The organism is Pedobacter gandavensis (genome assembly GCF_032677645.1).
Classification (GTDB): Bacteria; Bacteroidota; Bacteroidia; order Sphingobacteriales; family Sphingobacteriaceae; genus Pedobacter; species Pedobacter gandavensis_A.
Window position 1 is genome coordinate 210,699 of the sequence record NZ_JAVTSB010000004.1, and the last position, 22,562, is coordinate 233,260.

Genomic DNA, 22,562 nt, shown 5'->3' on the forward strand with positions numbered 1-22,562 from the left:
TTATGATATTAACCCCAATACAACACGGTAATCAATTAGTACTAAGCCGACTCCATTTATTTTCAGGAATACGGAAAGAAGAGAAAAACAGAAGAATTATACCCTTACATAATTTCCTACAGAAAGAAATCGATTGATCTTTCGATACAAAACGTCAACATCGAAAGGTTTACTGACCACATCATTTGCTCCGGCAGACAAAGCGGCATTTTTATCGGCATCAAGTACAGATGAAGAAAATGAAATAATAGGAATATTTTCTTTCCCCGGCACATCACCGGCTCTGATTAAACGGGTTGCTTCCAAGCCATTCATTACCGGCATGAAAGTATCCATCAGAATCAATTGATAATCTCCGGATCTCAGCTCATCGAGGACTTCAGCTCCATTTCCGACAATTTTATAATCAATATCCCATTGTTTGAATATCCTTTTAATCACAAATGCATTGATGATATTATCTTCGGCAATGAGGATTCTTGCATTTTTCAGGCAGCCCAGTTCTTCAAAGTCAACGAAGGTCTTTTTTACCCTCGGTTTTGCGATTTTATACCAGTTAGTATAGGAAAAACAACTGCCTACATGGGCCGTACTTTTGGCTTCTAACTCCCCCCCTTTGAGCTTCACCAATTCTTTAACCAGAGAAAGACCCAAGCCTATTCCCTCACAATCGACAGTTGTTTGTGCATCACCCTGCTCGAAAGTATCAAAGATCTTTTCAAGGTTTTCTTTTGAAATCCCAATCCCCGTATCACATACAGAAAACTTAATCTGGACATTATTTCCTTTCTGAGCACAAAGGATAACCTTTAAAATTACCGCCCCGAAAAGTGTAAACTTAATCGCATTAGCCACCAGGTTAATCAGAATCTGATTCAGCCTCAATGAATCTGCCATGACAAAATCCGGCAATTCTTCATCAAATTCCAGTAAGAGCTCCAAACCCTTTTCCTTAGCTTCAATTTTCAATAGATTGAGTATGGAATTACAATTTTGCAACAGCGCTGTTTGAGATTTAACGATCTTAAACTTACCCGCCTCAATCTTGGAAAGATCAAGAATATCGTTCACAACACCCAATAAAGAACTGGAAGAAAGTGCCAGCAACCGAATCATTTCTCTTTGATCTTCGGTTAAATTCGTGTCATGGAGCAGCTTCGTCAGTCCAATGATCCCATTAATTGGCGTGCGAAGTTCATGACTCATATTGGCCAGAAAATTCTCCTTTAAACTTTTACTTCTTTCGGCCTCTTCTTTTGCCCTGACCAGCTCTTTCTGGAATGCCTGCAACTCTTTATTCTTTTTCCGGATGTTCTGCTGATGGCGTACAATCTGAATAAAGGAATCTACTTTAGCAGCGGTGACCAGTGGATTAAGGGGCTTGTAGAGATAATCCACAGCCCCTAGATTTAAACCCCTCACTAAATGCTTTGTGTCTTTAAACATTGCGGTCACGAAAATGACCAGTATATCTTTCGTTTGTAGATTACTCTTCAACAGATTAACAAATTCAAAACCATCTATCTCCGGCATCTTTACATCAACCATTGCAATGGCAATGTCCAACTCCAGCGCCATGCGAAGTCCTTCATGAGGAGAAGTGGTACTGAATATATTTACGTCATCCCGTTTTACCAGGCTTTCTAATGCGATGAGGTTCCCCTGTCTGTCATCCACTAAAAGAATGTTAATCTTCTCCATACAGCTATTTGGTTTTCAAGCTTGGTTACAAAACTCTATTTATTCAAATCGTGTAACAGACCAAATACAACACAGAACTACATAAGTACCAAATTGATACAAAATATATCTTCAAATTACCGGAAGAAAAACCAAGCCCATAAAAAAGGGTTGGAGCAATAACTCCAACCCTTTTTTATCATAAATTCAGAAATCATTAAACACTGAAATCCTACATTTCGCCCTTATTTATTCAATATTGCCTTCAACCGCTCTTCCACCTTCTCCTTACTATCTGCGCCGACATCTCTGAAAACCGTTCCAGTGACAGGTGCAAAAAACACCAGCGGAATAGCAATTGCATTGAAATTATCTCTTAACTCACCTTCTTTATCTACGTTCACCTTATAAAAGATAATCTTGTCTTTATACTTTGCGGCCAGCTCTTCCATAATTGGCATCATCCGCAGACAAGGGCCACACCAGGAAGCCCAGAAATCGACCACTACCGGTTTATCACCAATTGTTTTCCATTCCTTACCAGACCTGTAATCGTAAATGTTGCTCAAAAAATAGTTTCGGTCTACCTCATTTACCTTTCCGGGAACAATCACAACTTCTTCCTTTTTAAAGGCTACCGCTTGACTATCCTCAGCCGAAAAGGCCTGCAAATAGTATTTACCCCTTTCTAAATCTACAGACAGTAATCCCTTTTTCAGAAAAGAATTGGCAGGCATAGGAAAGATCTCAACAGGCACATTTGTAGTTTTTCCATTCTTGATCATATCCAGAATTATACTGTTATCTTTTAGCTGTAAGGCCCCACGATTCTCAATTTTCATGTAAAGCGGACGATAAGGTCCGGAAACAATGATGGTACTATTTTTAGTATTGATGCTGAGTACACAATTTGTAAAAGCATTGAAGCCAATCACACCCTCCACGCCCATTTTACTAAACAAATCGCTCCCGGTCACCACCTTTAGCGGAACAGATTTATGGTATAGGTTCTTCCCTATAAAAAATCCCTGGGCGCTCGCTTTCCCATTTGCATCAACTTGCAGGTTCCTTGACTTAGCGGCAGCCTCCGTCAATAAAATTCCGCCTTTAGCATCTAGAAGAAACTGCCCTTCTCTCCCCCCCACATTGGCCTGTATTATCAAATAACCATCTTTATCCTGATAAGGCAATACCTCTTCAAATTTATTCTGACCAAAAACCCTCACTGTCGAAAGAAGCAGAAGCAGGCAGAAAGCCGCGCGTACATTTTTAATATCCATGATTTATTACTCTAATTTTAATAGGTTTATTTACTTAAAACAGCCGCAGCCTTTACCGCCTGGTAAGCATTCACAATCCCTCCGGAGATACTTAAATCCTTTAACAGATATAAATCCGTTACCGAACCACGCCCCTTTTTTATAGTTTTCTCTACTTCTACACCTGCCCTGGTGGTTACATTGTTCAGCATCAAGGTTCTCAGCTGAGTGCCTGTGAGGTTTGGATAATAAGACTTGATCAATCCTGCCACGCCTGCCGCAACTGATGCTGCCACTAAAGAGCCTGTGCTAATGCGATAAGTGCTACCTAAATAAGTAGTTGAAATATTCACACCAGGTGCATACAGATCCAACTCTGTTTTACTATAATTGGTTGCTTTAACCGGATTCCCCTTTTCATCGGAAGCGGCAACTGATATGAAATTACCCAGGTCTTTAGCAAAACTTACATGACGATTTGGATAATACATCTTTTCAGCTAGATCTTCAGACATATCCCAAACCGGAGCAATCACCAATACTCCTTTTTTCTCCGCATAAACCAAGGCATCGCTCATCCATTTAGCTTCTACTTCCGGACAAATAGCATTAGGCATTCCCAATACAATGACGTCCGCTTTATGGTCCGCAGCATAGCGAATCGCTAGCGCAATGTCCTTGTAAAATGGCTCACCATCTTTAGGGTATACTTTTAAAGGCATTAACTGGGCGTCTACAATGCCATTTATCCCCAGATCGTTATTTCTTTGGGCTACAATTACCCCCGCAGCAGTAGTCCCATAAAATGCACTATTGCTAAAAACATCAGGATTACCATAGTTCTTTTGATTGATATTGTTTTGGTCATCACCAACAACACTTCGGTTATCGGTTACCTTACGTAATTCAGTTTCATATTTCTCCCTATACTGCGGGTATTTCGTCATAAAGAACTCCTTATACTTCGCAAAAGACATCAATGGCGCTTTTACTCCTGCTACAGGCATTCTAAAAGTCATTCCAAGCGTCAGAAATTGAGCAGCGTAATACTTCACTGAATCTACATTTGCCGGGTAATTACGTGCTATTTTCGCAAAATCAGCTCCATCCACCTTTGTTAAATCAGGGTGTTTTGCTTCCATTGCGGTATTGAAATCATGAAATAGATAATATTTCATTAATGTGTATACATCGGCTTGCATATAGGCGGCACCAATACTTGAAGCTGTTAAAATTTGTTTTCTGAAATATTGAAATTCAGCTACATTGGCTGGCTTTGGAACCACCACCGGCTGATCCTTTACCTCATCAAAACGCACATATTCTTTACCGGTAAACCAGATACCCAAATACTTACCTTTAAGCCTCATAAACTCCCTGTCGGCAACTTTATTGGTTTTATTCAATACATCACCATTTGCATTTCCTAAGAAATTCCAGCCATTCACATCATCTACCAATCCATTTTTATCGTTGTCAATGCCGTCCGTCTTATCGGCAGGATTGGTCCAGAGTTGATGTTTCAAATCTTCATGTTGTACATCCAGGCCATAGCCTACCATCGCGATAATGGGTTTCTTTTTAGGCTGTTTGCCCTTTAAAAAATCATAAGCTTTATTGATTTCCGCGCCATAAACTCCGTCCTTATCAAAAGCGGAGAATTGCCAGTCCAGCATTTTTTGTTTAGGGCTTTGTTTTACCAGTTGCGCATTTACATGAAATGCGGCAACACATAGGATTGCACTAAATACAACAGTTATTTTCTTCATTTTGGTTCGTTTTAATAGTTAATTGAGGTCTTTTTGTTCTGATAAGAGAACAGAAACCGGGATCTCTCCCGGCCCTGTACAGTTGAGCGCTGCGTATTTCTTAAGCATAGCAACTCCCTGCAAAATGCTATTTGCTGTTTTTTTATCCGCTATTGCGATTAGTTTGAGCTTAGGTTTTCCTGATGGTAACCTTTTTTATGCCTTCGGCAGTTTTTACAGTAAGTTCCAGAACTGTGTTATTTTTCAGCTCCGGTATTCCTTTGGTCATGCTTTCACAAAGACTTAAATCCGCTACTGCTTTCCCATTGATATGAGTTACCTGATCCCCAAGTTTTATGTCCGTTTTTATATCATCCCATATTGCGGCGACTATTAGTTTTTGGTCCCTTACAAACAGATCAATGTCCCAGTTTTTATCATTATCCGTAATAGACTCTGTTTGGTAGGGCTCGAAATAGAACAGCTTATTGATATAATCAATGGTTACTTTACCATAGTCCAGCAAATGAAGTCCGAGTAAAGAAACCGGGGAATTGGCTGATCCTGTTTTATAGTTCAGAAACTTCTGGGTACCGATTTTAAATTCCGGCATATTAATCTTGTATCTGTTTCCCGGCGGACCGAATCCATTGACACCAATTGAACCGATGGCTTTGCCAGTTTTAACGATAGAAACTTCATTTCCTCCAAGCAATTTCCTAAAATCATCAGATTTCAATAACAATGCAGAGGAAGCACCCGAATCAAACAACACCTCAATATCCGTGTAACTACCAGTGTTCATGGAAAAAACCGGCATCCCTCTACTAGTTGGCGTAAATTCATAAACCTGTTTTCTGCCATTTAAAGACAGCTTACCTTCATTTGTAATGTGGATGGTCTTACTTTTATCATCAATTTCAATGCTGCAATTTTTAAACATATCACTACCCATTAGTCCAACAGCACCATCAAAACAAGCGAAAACCTCATTGTCAATCACCATGGCATCGACCTTGCTAAACACGGCTTTGCCATCCGGCGTTGCAATGGTAGGAATCTGAACCAACTCCAAATTTACTTTACTATTGTTAACGTCAGTGATCACCCTGCTGGTAATCGCTTTTAAGCCCAATGATGTTTTCAAGGCGGAGCTGATGGAAGTCTGCCCACCAGTATCAAAAATAAAGGGAACGGCATTGCCATCAACCATAAAACTCACCACCATTTTACCCCCGGTTACATGATATGGTAAACTGGCGTTAAAAACCTGTGCCAGACCAATGCTAATGTTAAACACCATACTGCAAAGCAGAACTATATATCCTTTCATTGAATTATTTGCTTTTAGTTAATTTTTCCAGAGCCATTTTTAAGGCTGCTGCACTTTGAATATCTCTTTCCAGAATAACACCATTTTCATCTAGAATCACACAATAAGGGATCATTTTAAAACCATATTTCCCATTGAGATCCGATTTATAGAAACCACGCTTGTCCCATAACTTCATCCATGGGATTTGCATATCAGCCAGTCCTTGCTGGTATTTGGCTGGATCATCATCCAGAGAAATACTGACAAACTGTACCTCAGCTTTAAAATCATCGTAAAAGGTTTTGAACTCCGTCATTGCTTTTCTACAGGGACCACACCAAGAGGCCCAGAAATCCAATACCGTTATTTTTCCGCGTAAATCTTTTAAAGAAGTCAGCTTGCCGCGATCATCGGGTAAGGAGAAATCGGGTGCAGGAACTCCTTTACGGTGTAGCTTTAAACTGTCTACCCGATTAAGCAGCCATTGCTGCGCTGCTGATATAGCTGGACCTGAGCCTACCTTTTCCAGAATTGCGGCATTAAAATCATATTTATCATTATTGAAAAGACACGCCAGGGCACAGAGTTCTCCTGCATTTAACCCTGTAAAACTATCCGGGTTAACTTTCCGCTGTTCTTCTCTTTTTTCCGGAAGAAAAACGGCCAAAGCCAAATGGCGGTCAATACCCTGAAAATCCAGCGCCGTATTTTTAGGATCAGCTACATCATAATACCCCTTAATCGTCACAGTTTCGTTAGTTAGATAGACCTTTTCTATCGTTTTACCGATTATAATCTGATATAAATCCGGGCTAAACGCAGGAATATCTATTTGAAATACTCCGGATTTCTCATCAATTGTGGCAGTACCCAATAATGCTCCCGATAAAGTTTTCAAAAAAATCTCCACTGTTTTCTCCGTTCTGATATCGCCCTTAATGACCATAGAGGTCGTAGCAGCACTCGCTTTCGTCAAACATAAAACCAGGGCGATGCTGAAAAGTAAATTCCTCATTAATTAGCCCTCCAGTTACCTATCGCCTGCAAATCAATATTGTATTGTGTTTTATAAAAGTTGATCATCAGATTATACTTCTTCTTAATCAATCCATTAGGATCTTTCAGCCCATTGAGCATTCCCTTATACGTGGCATCCGTAATCGGTGTCGTATTATTTGTTAAATCGGTGTAAGGGGTAGAAGTGATGGCGCGCAAATAGGCATACCAGTCTGTATTAGGTGTTGGAATGGTTGTCCCCACTCCGATAAAACCTCTTTTATAACGCTCCACTACCGGAGTACCTGCAGTTGGTACTGCTGGTGTTGCCGGTAAAACCGTCGTATAATCAGAGCTGGTTAGAAAATCTGCAGATTTTCCCATCTTCCCTGTAATGTTTCCCATTTTTAAGAAACTATAATTCACATCATTCTTAAAGATGGTTACACTGTCTATCGGAGTTTTAATCGTTAAAACGGCCTTCCTTCCCCAATTTACGGCAAAGCTTTGATATCCACCCATTGCGATTCCAGTAATGGTGCCCGTTTCATTAGTTCCCATTAAAAAGGCGTTTACTTCAGGTTTTGTGGTACCTACTCTAAGTGAGCTGCATAAAAACATTTTAATGGGCAGGTATTTTCTGAGGGTCGAATCCTGGTAGTTGATGAAAAAGATCTGGTCCAACAGGTCCAGTTGCTGTGGGATATAGGTTTCATCTGCTGGTACAGTTCTGTAATTCTGAGTATTGGTTCCGATATTCCAGTAAACATCCTGGTCGGTAAACTTATACAATAAAAAGGTGCCAAATCTATCATAATAGGACTGAATGCGTTGATCAAAAGGATGATCACCTTGTGGCAATTTCCAGGTTTTTTCAGGAGTTTCAGTTGGTATGATGACTTCCCTTTCTTTTTTACAAGCCATCAAAAAAGAGCATCCGATGAAAAGTAAAGCTATGGCGTATATACGCCTGTCAGGAGAAAATATAGGTTTCATATGAGTTATAGCTAAATAAAAATTATTGATTTTGAACCAGTAATGGGTTGCGTTTCATCACAACCACAGGGATTTGCAAAGTATATCTGCTATCCCCTTTTTCCAGTGTAAAAATTTCTCCGGATCCTGGAATCTCTTCATAGTGATGAGAGATGGCGGGCATCCCATACCTTCTCAGGTCAAACCAACGGTGGCCTTCGAAAGCCAGTTCCCTTCTACGCTCATCTTTATAAAAATCAAGTAAGGCCGCACCATCCGTAATATTTACAGGAATATATGGCTGTCTGGTATCATATCTGGAAGCTCTCAACTTGTTGAGGTCATTCAATGCAGCAGGAAATCCAGCACCCCCAGCGGTTAGAGCTTTACGGATATTGGCTTCTGCACGGTTTAAATAAAGTTCGGCAATCCTGAGCCCGCCACCGCCTTTAGATCCGCAATAGACTTTAAAATTAGGAATTGGTAATCCGGGAGGGTTTGGTATAAAACTCAGAAAAATGCCTTCGTAATATAATCTTGCCCTCAAATCAGCCAGGTAGAACTCATTATCTTTTACCGGGCGAGTTTCATACAAATTCATCAATTCAGCAGATGGCGAATAAGGAGGATCTAGAACAACACTTACTGCCGGGCTTAAAGAAGACACAAAAACTTCCTTATCTGCAGCAAGGTTAGGCTCATAAGCCCAGATGATCTCATTACTTTTTGCCGGGTCATAAATCCTATTTAAGTTAGTATTAGTGAAAGTATTATTCCAGGCATAAATACCTCCAGCCGCAGTAAAAGAACTCAACTGTGCTAAATTTGATTTTATAGCCAATGCTTTATCCGCATACTCAATGGTTTTATCCCATTGTTCTTCATATAAATAAACTCTGGACAACATGGCATAAGCGGCCTGTTCGCTCATTTTATAAATACCATTGTTTTTAGGATTGTTCCTCATGAGCAATGCCGCCTCCAGGAAGTCTTTTTCCATTTGAGCATAAACTTCAGCAACGGTATTGCGGGCATAAAACTGATCTGACACAGACATATCTAGTTTCAGGGGCACACCAGGATTGGTTTCCGGATTGGAAGCAGGGTCATTATAAGGTCTGGCATACATATTTACCAGAATAAAATAATAATAGGCCCGCATCGCTAAAGCCTGACCGCGCAAATTTTGTTTCTCCGTTTCCGGTCCCGACACTTTGCTAATATATTCCAAAATCACATTGCATCCTGCGATCTGCTTATAGAGGATTTGCCAGGAATTAATAGAGCTAACGCTAGTAATGCCCCCTGTTAAAATCAAATCCTCAGACATCGTTTTATTCCAGCCAAATGCACTTTTTATCTTTTTAACGATAGGGATATAGCGCTCCTGGCCCTGTCCACCTTGACAGGAGATGTCGTCGGTTATGTAATTGATTACGAAACTCAAATTGGTTTGATAAGGATAGCCATCCCCGGACATCAGCGAAGTTAAATCGGATAAATTTCCAGGTTTCACTTCATCCTGACTGCTTTCCGCCAGAAATTTTTTACAGCTGCTATTTGTGAACAGCACAAGCACAGTAAGTATATATAATAGACGTTTCATGTTTAATAATTTAGAAAGTGACTGATAAAGAGAAAACGTGAGTACGCGGTAAAGGCTGCCCTCCGGAAGCAACTTCCGGATCTATTCCTTTATAATCTTTACTCACCAAGGTAAATGGGTTACTTAATGAATAACCAAATGTGGTGTTCTTACTTAAAAAACGCTTGCTGATATGATCAGGCAAAGAATAATTCACATTGATGTTATTCACACGGAGATAAGAGGCATTGACTACCCTACTTGCAGTATAATTGTAAAAGGTATAGGGAAAATAAGGGGTTGATTCTCCGGGAATAACCAGACTCCCCCCTGCCCCGGCATAGTAAGATGGTATACCAGGCAGCATGCCGGCAATCAATTCATCTCCAGGTTTTCGCCAGCGGTTCACAAGTTCAGCACTTAGGTTACTGAACTCATTAGGCGTATTGTTGGCAATATCAGGTGAATAAAGATTTGGTAATATTTTCTTTCCACCTAAGGACACATACAAATTAGTGGAGACTGTAAATCGCTTATACCTGACACTGGTGCTAAAACCACCGGTAAAATCTGCATTGAGCTTTCCACCATAAATCATATAAGCAGTAGCATCCTGTCTGCTGTCTGCATTCACCGGTATGTTAAAGGTTGGTCTTCCTGCTTCATTAAGTCCGGTATAATCAAAAATCCAGAAAGAAGAAACCGGATAGCCTGCTACATTGTAGGTTCCAGACACGGCATTATACCAACTGCCATTTGGCAACAACTTGCTCGTTACTTTATTGTGGTTGTAACCCGTATTTATGGAGATATTCCAGGTCAGATTTTTGTTCCTAACGGGTACAAAATTAATGGCTACATCCAATCCTGAGTTCTCCAAATCACCACTATTTACCGGCATTTGTAATACCCCATACTCATAAGGCACATCTTTCAGAACAATCAGGTCTTTACTTTTCTTATTGTAGTAATCCACACTGGCAGAAATCCGGTTGGAGAAAAAGCTCAGGTCAAAACCCAGATTGACCGTCTGCGTTTTTTCCATGCGCAAATCAGTGTAAGGTAAAGCGCTGATTTTAAGAATCGGCTCGCCTGTCATTGAATTGATCCCATCATTTGCTGAAGGCATCCTTGCCACTAAATCAGGACCGTAATTTTCTGCCACATTCCCCTGGTAACCGTAGGTAGCACGAATGCTAAAATCATTAAACCATTCCGTACGTTCAAACCAGCTTTCTCTGGCCACGTTCCATTTGGCACCAATTGCCCAAACCGGACTAAAGCGCGAACGAGTATCCTGACCAAAACGGTTGGATGCATCACCTCTAATACTTAGGTTAAATACATATTTAGAATCGTAACTATAGGCTCCTGTCAGGTAATAGGCTACATAATTCGCTTTTCTATCTGTAATTGTATTTAAAGTTTCTGCAGTATAAATTGGATTCGCTACTATAGTTCCAAAAGTCGAATTGATGTTGGTAGCGGGAGGATTCATAAATACTTTCCCACGATCAGGTAAATATCCATAGGCCTTATTGCTGGACCCGGCATATTGGTTACTCCTCATTTCAAATCCAACCATACCAGAAACAAAATGTTTTTTAGCAATTGTTTTCTGGTAACTCAAACCATTTCTAAAGGTATAATTCAGATTTCTGCTCTCTAACTGTTCCAACACACCTCCATTTGGCAAATTTGAAGCTTTATACTCAGGTGTGGTTGGCCCAAAATCACCATATTCATAACCTCTTTTATAGGTCATTAAATTCGTAAATTGATCGGCATAAGCTTCACCATGGGTATTGGTATAGCCTAATCCTAAAGTAGATTCAAAACGGAATCCTAAAGGCAATTGATATTTGATATTTATTGCTGAATTTAAATTGGTTTTGTAATTATAATTGCCGGTATGCGCCTGCTCGTTTAAATAATTATACTTAAAAACACCATTTCCCTTCATATAATAGGCCAAAGAACCATCCTGATTGAAAGCCGGTATAGCCCTGTTTGTTTTCGTGGCATACGCATAAGGCGTAGCATCCAGGTCGTAAAAACCATTAGTAGTCGCGTAAGCACCAGATAAACGTACCCCAACGGTCAGTTTACTGTTCACTATACTGGTAAAATTCACACTTCCATTGTAACTATCCTGACTATTTCCTTTGGCCTGTCCAACTTTATTATTGTAACCAAAGGAACCATAATAGGAGTTTGTAGGACCACCACCACCAATACTGATATTGTGGTTCTGACTTAAAGGCGTTTGAAACAAAAGATCCAACCAATCTGTATTGTTTAATTCCAGTTGTTTAACGCCAGCATTAAACGCTTCATAAGGTAGTTTATTCGTCAAATACTGATTTAACAAACCTTGATAACCTATATTATCCCAGCTATTTTTGTTGGATAGCAAACCTCTTTCATAAATTTCTCTGGAAACGTCGATTCTTTGCTGCGAGTTCATCAGGTTTAGTTGATCATAACTCAGTTTATTTTCAAATGAAAAACTGTTATTGTAACTGATTTGCGGCGTGCTGCCTGGTTTCCCTCTTTTAGTATTGATCAGGATCACTCCATTGGCTGCTTTTACACCATAAATAGCAGTAGATGCCGCATCTTTTAATACGGTTACATCCTCAATATCATAAGGGTTTAACCAGGAAATGGCAGAGCCGATAAACTGCTTTAATCCGTCAGAAGTGGTAGCCCCGGTGTTCCAGTTATTTAATTCCGTAGCTTTAAAGGGTAAGGGATCTTCCTGAATAATTCCATCGACTACCCAAACCGGTTCCTGATTACCCAATAAGGTAGATGTTCCCCGGACTCTAACCGTTTGTTTGGTCCCAACCATACCCGAATTATTGACCACCTGCATGCCGGCAAGTTTCCCCTGCAATAGTTGTTCAATCGTGTTGGTTCCATTAATGACCAGATCCTCTGCTTTAACTCTGGCTAAAGAACCAGTCATCATGGCTTTTTTAATATCCTGATACCCATTGGAAATCACGACCTCATCTAATTTTCCGGCAGATTCCAGGAGTTGAATACTACCCATGTTTTTTTCTACCGGCACTTCCTTCGTTTCGTAACCCAGAAAAGAAACCAGCAACACATCGTTGTCATCCACATTTGCCAGTTTAAAATCACCATAAGCATCGGTGAAAGTGATACGTTTTCCCTTTTTGCTCTTTACTGTAGCTTTAATCAGGGGTTTCCCATTCTCATCAATCACTTTACCTGTAACTTCAATCTGATTGAAGCGATCGATAATCCGGTCTAATAAAGACTTGTCTTTTTCTTTGATCACAATCACCTTATCTTCGATAACATACTCAAACGACTGATTTTCAAATGTTTTATTCAGCACCTCTTTCAGGTCTGTGTTATTAAAACTGGCATTAAATGTTTTAGCCGTTTTAATCGATTTTGAAGGCCATAACACGTCATAACCTGCTTGTTTTTTGATTACTTTAAAGAGCTGTTGTAAGGAGGCGTCCTTTTGCACAAAAGTTATTTTTTGCGCAAAACCAGCAGCACTCACCTGCATCATGGTTACAATAAGTAAAACAGAGGTAAAGTTCATCCCCATAATTAGCTGTCTTTTAAAAGATTTATTAAGCCGGAGGACACCCCCTACTGTCATAAATATTCTGGTTAATAACCGGCTTATAGGCCAGTAAAAATTCTTAGTATAAATTTTATACATTTGGATACTGTTTAGTTTCTTGAATTTTGTTACACGCAATATTTTTTGATTAATCAGGATTCAAGGGCTCCGGTCACAACCCGGAGTCCTTTTTTATTGCTGGAAATTTTATTTGCAAACTGATTGATCCTGTTAAAGCAGCTGCTGCTTTACACAGAAAGATTAGGGATTTTTTTGATAGACTGTCATGGTTTGGTTGGTTTGGTTTAGGTCGGTTATTTTTCTAGTATTTATTTAAGCACAATTATTTTATTAGCTTCCAGCTTAAACTTTGCAAGTCCGGTTAATTCCAGTTTGCTCAGTACTTTGGACAACTTGCTGAAACGCGATATCGATCCGCCAATCGCAATGTCTTTCAAGGCTTCATCTTCATCTTCATATTCCACTTTAACATTGTACCAGCGGGAAATCTGTTTCATGATCAGCTCTAAGCGTTCATCCTGAAATACAAACTTTCCATTTTTCCAGGCGAGCGCAAATTCAGGATCAACGGTCTTTACTTTGAAGTCTTTGCCATTAAAAACAGCTTCCTGATCTGGTTTTAAAATGGTAAGCTTCGCTATGCTACTTTTATCAGCATTTGGGGCAATGGCAGAAACACCAATTATGCCTTCCACCAGTGTTGTTTTGATGTTGCCATCATCTTTATAACTGTTGATGTTAAAATGGGTACCCAGGACTTTTACCTCCTGCGTACCCGATTTCACAATAAAGGGATGTTGTTTGTCTTTAAAAACTTCGAAATAGCCTTCGCCACTCAGGCTGACCTTGCGCGCTCCGCGCTCATCCGGGGCAGTCGCAAAGGTCAAACTTGAAGCGGCATTAAGTACAACTAAGGTCCCATCTGGCAAACGCAGCTGATAGGTTTCTCCATTCGAAGTAGTAAGTGTATGATAAACCGGTGTACTGATTTTGCCGGTAGCTGATGATGGCTGAAGTTCATATAGCAACTGGCCATCCGTTGTTTTAGAAATTTTGATCCCTGCTTCTTTTGCGAGCTCGCCATTCAACTGATCGGACAGTTTAATTTTTCTGCCATTGGTCAGTGTTAATATAGCGCTGTTTTTACCGGGACCAAGGTCGTTGGCCAGAAATCTGTTTTTATAATTATCCTGCTCCTGCTTATAAATCCAAAGTCCTGCGAAGCAAACCATAAGGATAGAAGCTGCCACCGCAATTCGAGGCCAGATAGAACGGGAAGGTTGGAGAACGATTGGTTTAAAACCTTGTATGTCCTCACGAATGAAGGACCTCATCTCAAAACCGATCTGTTCGCGCTCTTCCTCAGGCAGAGCCTCCCAGTCCGGATGTTCAGTGATGACCTGATCCAGGTGATAGATATAAGCTGCCATTTCTGCTCTCGTTGCGGTTCCTTCGGAGACTTTGGTGGCGATGCTGATGATTTCTTCTTTTTGCATTACATTTTAGGCTAATTAAATGTAAAGCACTTGAAGGGGGGGCTAGCCCTTGCCTAAATTTGAATAAAAATACAAAATATTGATTATCAGTACAATAAAAACAAAACAAAGCTACCATTACGTAGTTTTTCTCTGAGTTTTTTTAGGGCCGTGGTGATATGGCCCTCTACTGTTTTCTCGGAAATATTCAATTGATCAGCGATCTCTTTATTGGAAAGCTGTTGAAAGCGGCTCATGGAAAAGATTTCCCGGCAACGTTCAGGGAGTTCGGCAGTAACCTGATGAACAAAAGATTCCAATTCTTTGGCCTCCAGCAACAAGGATTCATCCATAGCGGCAATAGTCTGATCAAAACTAACCTTATAAAACGCTTCCCTCGCCTTATTTGCGCGAATATAATTGGCGGTTTTAAACCGTACTGCAGTTAACAAATAACCTTTGGAGGAAGTTAAAACCCATTGTTCACGGTGTTCCCAAAACCAGATGAAGATGTCCTGAACAATATCCTTACTGCTATCATGATCTCTCAGGATATTATAGGCCATCCCATAAAGGGTGCTCCATTGCCGCGTATACAGTTCATCGAAAGCAGCGTAATTCCCTTCCTTTATCATTCCGAGAAGCTGCGTTTCGCCAACGACCTTAAAGTTCGACATGTATACCGTTAATCCTGATTGATAAGCAATTTAAGAAAATTGCAAAGCAATACTAAGGATTTTATCTTAAAACTAACACTATTAAAAAATAGCAGTTCATTATAAACATCTTCATCAGAACGTCATACGACTTGCCCGAAAGGCAAATATTTAGTCAACAAAAGATTAAACAGCAAATGCCCAATCCACTATTTGTTCTATACTTTCCATTATTTCCTGCTCACCATCCTTAGAATTTACATCTATCCCACAAATAGTGGATTCATTCTTTTTAGCGTGCAATATCATATAATAGATACCACTAACCAATATGGCGGTAATGGCTTTGATACTCTTTTTGCTTCCGGCAAATAGCGGTTCGGCTTTTTCTATGAGTAAGCTTCCTACTTCCTCCCTCAATTGACAAACACTATTGAGTATGTTATTCTTTTCAGTGACTTCCCATAAAATGATGGAACGCATTTCTTCATGGGTATTAAAATACTCGTAATGCCCTTTGAGCAGATTTACAACCAATTCTTTCAGGGATTCACGATCTGTTTTTCCTTCCGTTTCGATTTTCACTTCTCCAGCCTTTGCGATCCAGTAATCATTTTTCAGCACATAAGCTTCTACCAATTGATCCAAGCCCCCAAAATAACGATAAATCAAAACCTTACTTACTTCCGCTTCCTTGGCCACAACATTAAGGCCTAGTCCTTTGTAGCCCTTTTTCTTGATAATTGAACCAACTGCATCAACAAGTCTTTGCATCGTTTCATTCTTATTTTTCACATGGCCGGAGACATTTTTATAGTTGAGTGTCATTTCAATAAGTTTATGGTTTAGAAATAGAAAGTTTCTGATCAACACTTTCAAATGCATTGAGTACAAGATCCAAATGCGCTTTAGTATGTGTTGCCATGATATTTAATCTTACCCTGGCGTTCTTTTTTGATACCGCAGGGTACATAATCGGGTTGGCGTATACGCCCGCATCTAATAATAATTTCCCTGCTTCCAGGGTTTTCCCGATGTCACCTATTTTGACAGGGATAATTGCGGAAGCTGTGGTACCTATATCAAAACCCATCCCCAGCAATCCGTTTTTCAGATAGTTAACATTTTCCCAAAGTTGATCTTTCCAGATGGGTTCCTCGTCCAGGATATCCATGGCTTTCAAGATGCCTAAAGTAGTTGGCGTTGCAGTAGTCGAGAAAAGATGCTGTTTCGATTGATATTTTAAGAAATTAATTAGTTCGGTGTCTGCAACCACATATCCTCCGATATGGGCAAAAGCCTTGCTAAAGGTTCCCGTAATAATATCCACCTTATCAAAAAGATCGTATTCTTCTATGGCTCCCCTACCGGTTTTACCAACTACCCCGGTTCCATGAGCATCATCAACAACAAGATATGCGCCATAGAGATGCGTTAATTCAGCAATTTTATCCAACAAAGCAAGATCACCATCCTGTGAATATACCCCATCAATAATCACCATTTTTGTCCGGTAATTATGTTGGGCATATTTTAGTGCCTGTTCCAAAGAATCCATATTGTTATGCAAAAAAGTTTTCACATTGGTCAACTGGCATCCTTCATATACACTGGCATGAACCGCCATATCCACAATTGCCATATCTTCCTTTTTTAAGAGACATTGTAAAGTAGCACTGTTTGCAGTATAGCCGGTTGTGTATAAAATTGCACTTTTTCTTTTGAAAAACTTAGCAATACGATCTTCCAAATCCTGATGGTAACTAAAATGCCCACCTATTGCCGGAGAAGCACCTGCCCCGCTACCAAATTTGTCTATGGCATCTTTCAACGCTGTCTTTATCCCTGGATGCTGCGTAAGCCCCAGGTAGTCGTTAGATACAAAACAAGCACAGCGCTGAGGAGTACTTTTCCCGGGAAGTAGCAAGTCCATTTCCGGACCGCAGCCCGTAACGGATTCTATCCGATAATTTAAATGTCCTTTATTTTTTAGATGATCCAGAAAAAGCTGAAACTCTTTAGCTCTTGCAATAGCATCCAGCGCTGGAATATTCTCAAAATCCTTGAAACTTGCTTTTTCAAAATCAATACCCTTCATAAAAGATTAAATCCTAATCACAAAACTACAATCAATTTTCGTTAAAAATGATCCTGAAACTTTTATTTATAGAAATAAATTAAAGGAAATTACAAAAATATAGATGATTTAATCCAGCGTTAAGCGATATAGCCTGAGCAACTCCCCCTCAATGATAAATTCTTTTTCATATACCATCCCTAACTTCTCCAAAAGACGGATGGAACGCACATTGTCTGTCAAACTACTGGCCAATATGTGGGAGTGTGCCTTAAGAATTTCCGGGGCTTTTAGCAAGGCCGATGCCGCTTCATAAGCATAACCTTTTCCGGTATATTCCGGCAGAATGGCAAAGCCGATATCATGGTGTGGTAAATACTCTCTTTTGATCAGGCTCAACACACCAACCTGTGTTTTAGCCGTATTGAGCTTTAACACGAAGTAGATTACCTCCGGATTGTCGATGATTTTTTGAGTATACATCAGGGCATCCTCTAAATCATGGACATTCCGATCGCCAATAAATTGCTTCCAGCCTGGTGTATTCACCAATTCCAGCATAAATGGCGCATCAGTTAAAGTCAACTGATCCAGAAATAGATTGGTCGTAAAGATAGTCGTCTTCATATAGAATTATTTTTTCGGGTTAAACAACTCAAAGCCTTTGTACAACGCGTTATGTAATACATTCGAATGGTTTCCGTCCGGGAAAAACGCAAAATGAACTTCCAGATTGGTAGTTATTAAGATTTCTGTTAGCTTTTTAGCATCACCTTCCATGACCGCGCCTTCTTTACCTACTGCCACATAAACTTTGATTTTTTGTGCAGGTAATGATTTCAATAGCTCCGGTGCTTTAGCAAGTAAGGATTCGTCGTCCCACCATAAACTCGGACTCACAATCAGGTATTGGTTGAATAGTGAAGGTTCTTTTAGCAGGATTTCTGTTGCCAGCAAAGCGCCTAAACTCTGACCAGACAGGGTGTTCATCCAGTTAGTTTTATAGTTTTTTGCGATATAAGGTTGAAGCTCTTTTCCGAGGAAACTGATAAACTTTGCAGATTGCCCGGTAGTAGGATAATCTTTTTTGTCTTTTACGTTGGTTGTCGGGAAGGTGTAATCTCTTTTTCGATCTACATTTCCGATGCCGACAACAATTGCCGCAGGCATGGTTTCTGTCAGGGTTAAAAACTGAACCAGTCCGGCAACATGGATAAAATCTTCATTCGCAGAACCATCCAGCAGGTAAATTACCGGGTAAGTTTTTGCGGAATCCGGATGATAACCTTCCGGCAGATAAATATTCAGTGTTCTGCTTTCTCCTAAGATATTTGATTTAATGATTTCTGTCCTGCCAATAGAAAAGAGCTTACTTTCCATTTTTTGAGGGATTTGAACTTGTTGCGCGCTGGCCTGTGTTAAGGTCAACAGCCCTGGTAGCAATAAGAAGAATAAATATTTCATAGTTAGGTGGATAATTTTTCAAAAGTATAAATCATTTGACATAAATAAACGGTTAGGGAGTATTAATCTGTTTAATTTGCGCAGATAATTTTCTATCCTATACATGAAAACAACTATAAAAAAATTAACAGTAATCGGGCTCGGAGGTGTTGGTGGTTACTTCGGATTTAAACTTGCGCAACGCTATTCAAATCCCGAGGAACTCCAGATCTCTTTTGTGGCCAGAGGAGAGACTTTTGAAATCGTAAAGAAAGATGGACTCCGACTGCTGTCTCCGGAGCATGAAAGCCCGATCGCCCATCCTGCAGCAATTTATGAGGAGTTTACCAATGTCCCCGGTCCTGATATGTTCCTCATCTGTGTGAAGGAATACGATTTGGAAAAGGTTTGTCTGGCTTTAAAAGACAAGATTAAAGCGGATACCGTGATTTTACCATTGATGAATGGCGTAGATATCTATGAAAGAATCCGCAAGGTGATTACAACTGGCATTGTGCTTCCTGCCTGTGTGTATGTGGCTTCTCATATTAAAGAAAAAGGGACGGTAGAACACAAAGGAAATCCAGGCAAAATAGTAGTCGGAAATGACCCCAAAAACCCGGATTATAATGCGCAGGAATTGGTGGATCTTATGAAATCAGCGGGTATCGACATCCAATATAAGGAGGATGCTTTTCCAGACATCTGGACAAAATTCTTCTTCATCGCAAGTTTTGGGTTGGTTTCTGCCCGGTATAATCAATCCATCGGACAAATCAATGAGCTGCCTGAACTACGTGAAAGGGCAACCTTGATTATGGAAGAAATCAAGGCCATTGCGACAAAGAAAAACATCAATATTCCGGCAGAGATCATTGCCAATACTTTTCAAAAAGCCGCAACTTTCCCTTATTCTACTCCGACCTCTTTACAGCTCGATATTCAAGCTAAAAAAGAAAACACGGAATTGGAATTGTTTGCCGGAGCGATTATGGATTATGGAAAATCCCTGGGCCTTCCGGTTTTGGAAAGCACCAGGATTTATGAAGAAATAAAAGCGGGATTTATAAGTTAAAACCCTGCTGCTGCCGGCCGTTTGCCCTTCAAGTTGATCATTGTTTTACTGATGACCGGTTGAAGGGCAATCAGTATGATACTAAACAAACAAAGTGCAGCGATCATTTCGTAATAGTTGACGCAAAACTGTAGAAATGCCTGTTTCTGTACCGATTTATTTAACAATCCGACAGCTACTTTTGCGGCTTCATCTTTTAACATTCCATGACTGGTTAACGCGTTTTGATAACCGGCTAACCGCTCTGAAAGGCCAAAATCCAGTACTGATAAACCAGATCTCATGGCGTTATTATGGCTCCCTTTAAAGTACAGCTGGAAATAATTAATCAACGCCAGACTCAGACTAAAGGCTGAAAAACGAACGAATATCCCTACCGAAGCCGCTGATTGCCCCAATGGAGCAGGAACAGCGGATACGATAAACATCACAATTGGCGACATCACCATTCCTGCACCTAAACCTTGCAGGAAAAGCGGAAGGATAAAAGTTTCGGCATCAGCCTCTGTGGCAAACAGGAAGCACATTACGGTAAAAAATACCATTAACAAGGCGAATCCGGTGATCCACAAAACCCGCAGCATCTTTTGTCCGATTAAAAAGCGAATGGCAATACAGGATCCGGCAATGATCCCCAGAATATTGAAAATCATCAGCTCATTTGCATGTAAAGAATCCATTCCTAAGACCGTGATAAAGTAGGTACTGGTTAAACTAAAAGCACCACGGATGAGGTATAAGATCAGCAGAAAGCCAATTCCTATGCTAAAATTACGGTACTTAAATACGGACAGATCTACCGTTGGCCGCTTCGAGGCTTTTTGTCGCAGTATAGAAAGCACAAAAAGCACGATGACCGAGAAGATGCTGTAAAGGATGGTCTTGTCTTCCAGCCAGTCTTTTTGCTGGCCATAAATCAATACATAGGCAATGAGGATGAGCATCACCGCAAAGAGTAAAAAACTTGCCCAATCTAATTGATATAAAGGCTTTTTACGCATCAGGTGAACCCTGTTTAAAATAAAAAATAACAAGGCAGCACTCGGCATAAAACAAAATATGATTGCTTTATACAAGACATTGTATTCAAAATTCTCTACAATCGGGGCGGCAAACAAGGCTGTAACCGGAGATACACAAAGAATCATCCCATAAAAAATGGTGTACCCTACTTCTCTGGAATGTTCAGATTTTAATCTTCCGAACAAGAGTGTCAGACAGATACTGGTAATCCCGCAATTGACAATTCCCTGCAAAAATCTAAAGGTAAAGACCAGCCAGATTTCGCGGGTATGGTAACAATAATAAGCGATCAGGATTTCGAGGACAATACAGATCAGCAGGTAGTCTTTGGTGATGATCCGCTCAAAGAAACGGCGTTCTACCCCTGCAAAACTAGCTACTGCAGCATAAAATAGCAATAGCGAAAACTGTACATCAGCAGGCTCCATTCCATAATACCCTGCCGCAGCAGTTCCATCAGCGGTGGATAGAGCGAACAGCAACACCGAGGCCAGCAGCAATAACAAAATGCTGGTCCTGATGAGCCATTCCGGTGCCCATGATTTAAAAATGGGTTGCGATTTACTCATGGTCTTTTTTGATGTGAACCGTTGCACTCATCCCTGCGTTTAAATTACTTAATGCTGCTGTAGCACCATCCAAACGGATTCTTACTGGAATACGTTGCGCAATTTTCACGAAGTTACCGGTTGCATTATCTGGAGGCAGTAACGAAAATCTGGAGCCTGTGGCCGCAGAAAGCGATTCTATCTTTCCTGAAAAGGATTGTCCCGGAAAGGCGTCTACTTCAATATTTACAGGTTCTCCGACATACATTTTTCCGATCTGTGTTTCTTTAAAATTGGCAATCACCCATTTCCCAGCATCTTTATCAACGATATAAGCGATGGTTTGTCCGCTTTGTATCAATTGACCCGGTTGGATGGTTCTTCTCCCCATCTTGCCATTATAAGGCGCCAGGATTACGGTATAAGAGGTATTCAAATGATTTCTTTTTAACACGGCATCTCTGCGCTGGATTTCAGAAACCAGCACTTCCGACTGTGCTTTAATGTCGTTGGTTTTAGAAATTGCCGCTGCATAGTCTTCCTGAGCAGCTTCATATTCGGCTTGTGCCACTTCCAGCATGCTTTGCACACTTTCTAATTGCTGACGAGTAGCCGATTCTGCTTCAAATAATTTTTTATAGCGGTCGTAATCCGCCTGTTGTTTCCACAATTTTGCTTTGGCAGCACCAATTTTTGCTTTACTGGCACCTGCTACTGTACCTGCTGTCTGGATGTTGCTTTGCAATACAGAAACCTGTGCCTTTGCATTGGATAATGAAGCTGCCGCTTCATCTTGCTGTACGGTATAATCGCTGTCGTCTATAACGACCAGGGTATCCCCTTTTTTCACTTCCTGGTTTTCAATGTAACGGACGGTTTTGATATAGCCGTTTACCCTTGCGGTAACCGGATTAATGTATTCCTCTACCTGGGCGTCATTGGTTTCTTCGAAACGTAAATAGGTAAATACTGTACGGCCTCCCCAAATTAACAAGACTACCATAACAATGGCAGCGATAACCGTGGTGACTACTGAAATTCTTTTATCTGTTTTATTTTGTGTTTGCGTGCTCATT

General features: G+C 40.4%; 17 protein-coding genes. 1 reads left to right on the forward strand and 16 read right to left on the reverse strand.

Annotation, left to right across the window (positions count from 1 at the left end; translation table 11 throughout):
* Positions 1-96: 96 nt before the first annotated feature.
* From R2Q66_RS08615 to R2Q66_RS08680, 14 genes are all read right to left on the reverse strand, one after another.
* The gene (locus tag R2Q66_RS08615) at positions 97-1,701 is read right to left on the reverse strand and encodes a response regulator (RefSeq protein WP_316747887.1); all 1,605 of its coding nucleotides are present in this window, start codon (positions 1,699-1,701) and stop codon (positions 97-99) included.
* Positions 1,702-1,925: 224 nt separating this feature from the next.
* Positions 1,926-2,960 (reverse strand): thioredoxin family protein, encoded by a 1,035-nt coding sequence (locus tag R2Q66_RS08620; RefSeq protein WP_316747889.1) that lies wholly within the window; start codon positions 2,958-2,960, stop codon positions 1,926-1,928.
* Positions 2,961-2,986: 26 nt separating this feature from the next.
* Positions 2,987-4,708: a S8 family serine peptidase gene (locus R2Q66_RS08625; RefSeq protein WP_316747891.1), complete on the reverse strand. Its 1,722-nt coding sequence runs from the start codon at positions 4,706-4,708 to the stop codon at positions 2,987-2,989.
* A 169-nt stretch (positions 4,709-4,877) separates the two neighbouring features.
* Positions 4,878-6,020: an aspartyl protease family protein gene (locus R2Q66_RS08630; protein WP_316747892.1), complete on the reverse strand. Its 1,143-nt coding sequence runs from the start codon at positions 6,018-6,020 to the stop codon at positions 4,878-4,880.
* A 4-nt stretch (positions 6,021-6,024) separates the two neighbouring features.
* On the reverse strand, positions 6,025-7,017 hold the full coding sequence (locus R2Q66_RS08635; protein ID WP_316747894.1) for a TlpA disulfide reductase family protein: 993 nt from the start codon (positions 7,015-7,017) through the stop codon (positions 6,025-6,027).
* Positions 7,017-7,994 (reverse strand): hypothetical protein, encoded by a 978-nt coding sequence (locus R2Q66_RS08640; RefSeq protein ID WP_316747896.1) that lies wholly within the window; start codon positions 7,992-7,994, stop codon positions 7,017-7,019. The genes R2Q66_RS08635 and R2Q66_RS08640 overlap by 1 nt, the downstream gene beginning before the upstream one ends.
* A 22-nt stretch (positions 7,995-8,016) precedes the next feature.
* On the reverse strand, positions 8,017-9,579 hold the full coding sequence (locus tag R2Q66_RS08645; protein ID WP_316747898.1) for a RagB/SusD family nutrient uptake outer membrane protein: 1,563 nt from the start codon (positions 9,577-9,579) through the stop codon (positions 8,017-8,019).
* A 10-nt stretch (positions 9,580-9,589) separates the two neighbouring features.
* Positions 9,590-13,150: a SusC/RagA family TonB-linked outer membrane protein gene (locus tag R2Q66_RS08650; protein ID WP_316747900.1), complete on the reverse strand. Its 3,561-nt coding sequence runs from the start codon at positions 13,148-13,150 to the stop codon at positions 9,590-9,592.
* Positions 13,151-13,497: 347 nt separating this feature from the next.
* Positions 13,498-14,685 (reverse strand): FecR family protein, encoded by a 1,188-nt coding sequence (locus R2Q66_RS08655; RefSeq protein WP_316747902.1) that lies wholly within the window; start codon positions 14,683-14,685, stop codon positions 13,498-13,500.
* A gap of 86 nt (positions 14,686-14,771) precedes the next feature.
* Positions 14,772-15,341 (reverse strand): RNA polymerase sigma-70 factor, encoded by a 570-nt coding sequence (locus R2Q66_RS08660; RefSeq protein WP_316747904.1) that lies wholly within the window; start codon positions 15,339-15,341, stop codon positions 14,772-14,774.
* Between the two features lie 165 nt (positions 15,342-15,506).
* Entirely contained in the window at positions 15,507-16,148 is a 642-nt protein-coding gene (locus R2Q66_RS08665; protein ID WP_316747906.1) for a TetR/AcrR family transcriptional regulator, read from the reverse strand.
* A 10-nt stretch (positions 16,149-16,158) separates the two neighbouring features.
* Complete coding sequence (locus tag R2Q66_RS08670) at positions 16,159-17,418, reverse strand: aminotransferase class I/II-fold pyridoxal phosphate-dependent enzyme (protein WP_316747908.1); 1,260 nt, start codon at positions 17,416-17,418, stop codon at positions 16,159-16,161.
* A gap of 108 nt (positions 17,419-17,526) precedes the next feature.
* Positions 17,527-18,024, reverse strand: coding sequence for a GNAT family N-acetyltransferase (locus R2Q66_RS08675; RefSeq protein WP_316747910.1), 498 nt, complete (start codon positions 18,022-18,024; stop codon positions 17,527-17,529).
* Positions 18,025-18,030: 6 nt separating this feature from the next.
* Complete coding sequence (locus R2Q66_RS08680) at positions 18,031-18,861, reverse strand: alpha/beta hydrolase (RefSeq protein WP_316747912.1); 831 nt, start codon at positions 18,859-18,861, stop codon at positions 18,031-18,033.
* A gap of 103 nt (positions 18,862-18,964) precedes the next feature.
* On the opposite strand from R2Q66_RS08680, the gene R2Q66_RS08685 reads away from it, so the two are divergent.
* A complete protein-coding gene (locus tag R2Q66_RS08685) occupies positions 18,965-19,915 on the forward strand; it encodes a 2-dehydropantoate 2-reductase (protein ID WP_316747914.1) in 951 nt (316 codons plus the stop codon).
* Here the strand turns inward: R2Q66_RS08685 and R2Q66_RS08690 are convergent.
* Positions 19,912-21,507, reverse strand: coding sequence for an MFS transporter (locus tag R2Q66_RS08690; protein WP_316747917.1), 1,596 nt, complete (start codon positions 21,505-21,507; stop codon positions 19,912-19,914). The two genes, R2Q66_RS08685 and R2Q66_RS08690, sit on opposite strands and share 4 nt — an antisense overlap.
* Positions 21,500-22,561, reverse strand: coding sequence for an HlyD family secretion protein (locus R2Q66_RS08695; protein ID WP_316747919.1), 1,062 nt, complete (start codon positions 22,559-22,561; stop codon positions 21,500-21,502). The genes R2Q66_RS08690 and R2Q66_RS08695 overlap by 8 nt, the downstream gene beginning before the upstream one ends.
* Between the last annotated feature and the right edge of the window lies 1 nt (position 22,562).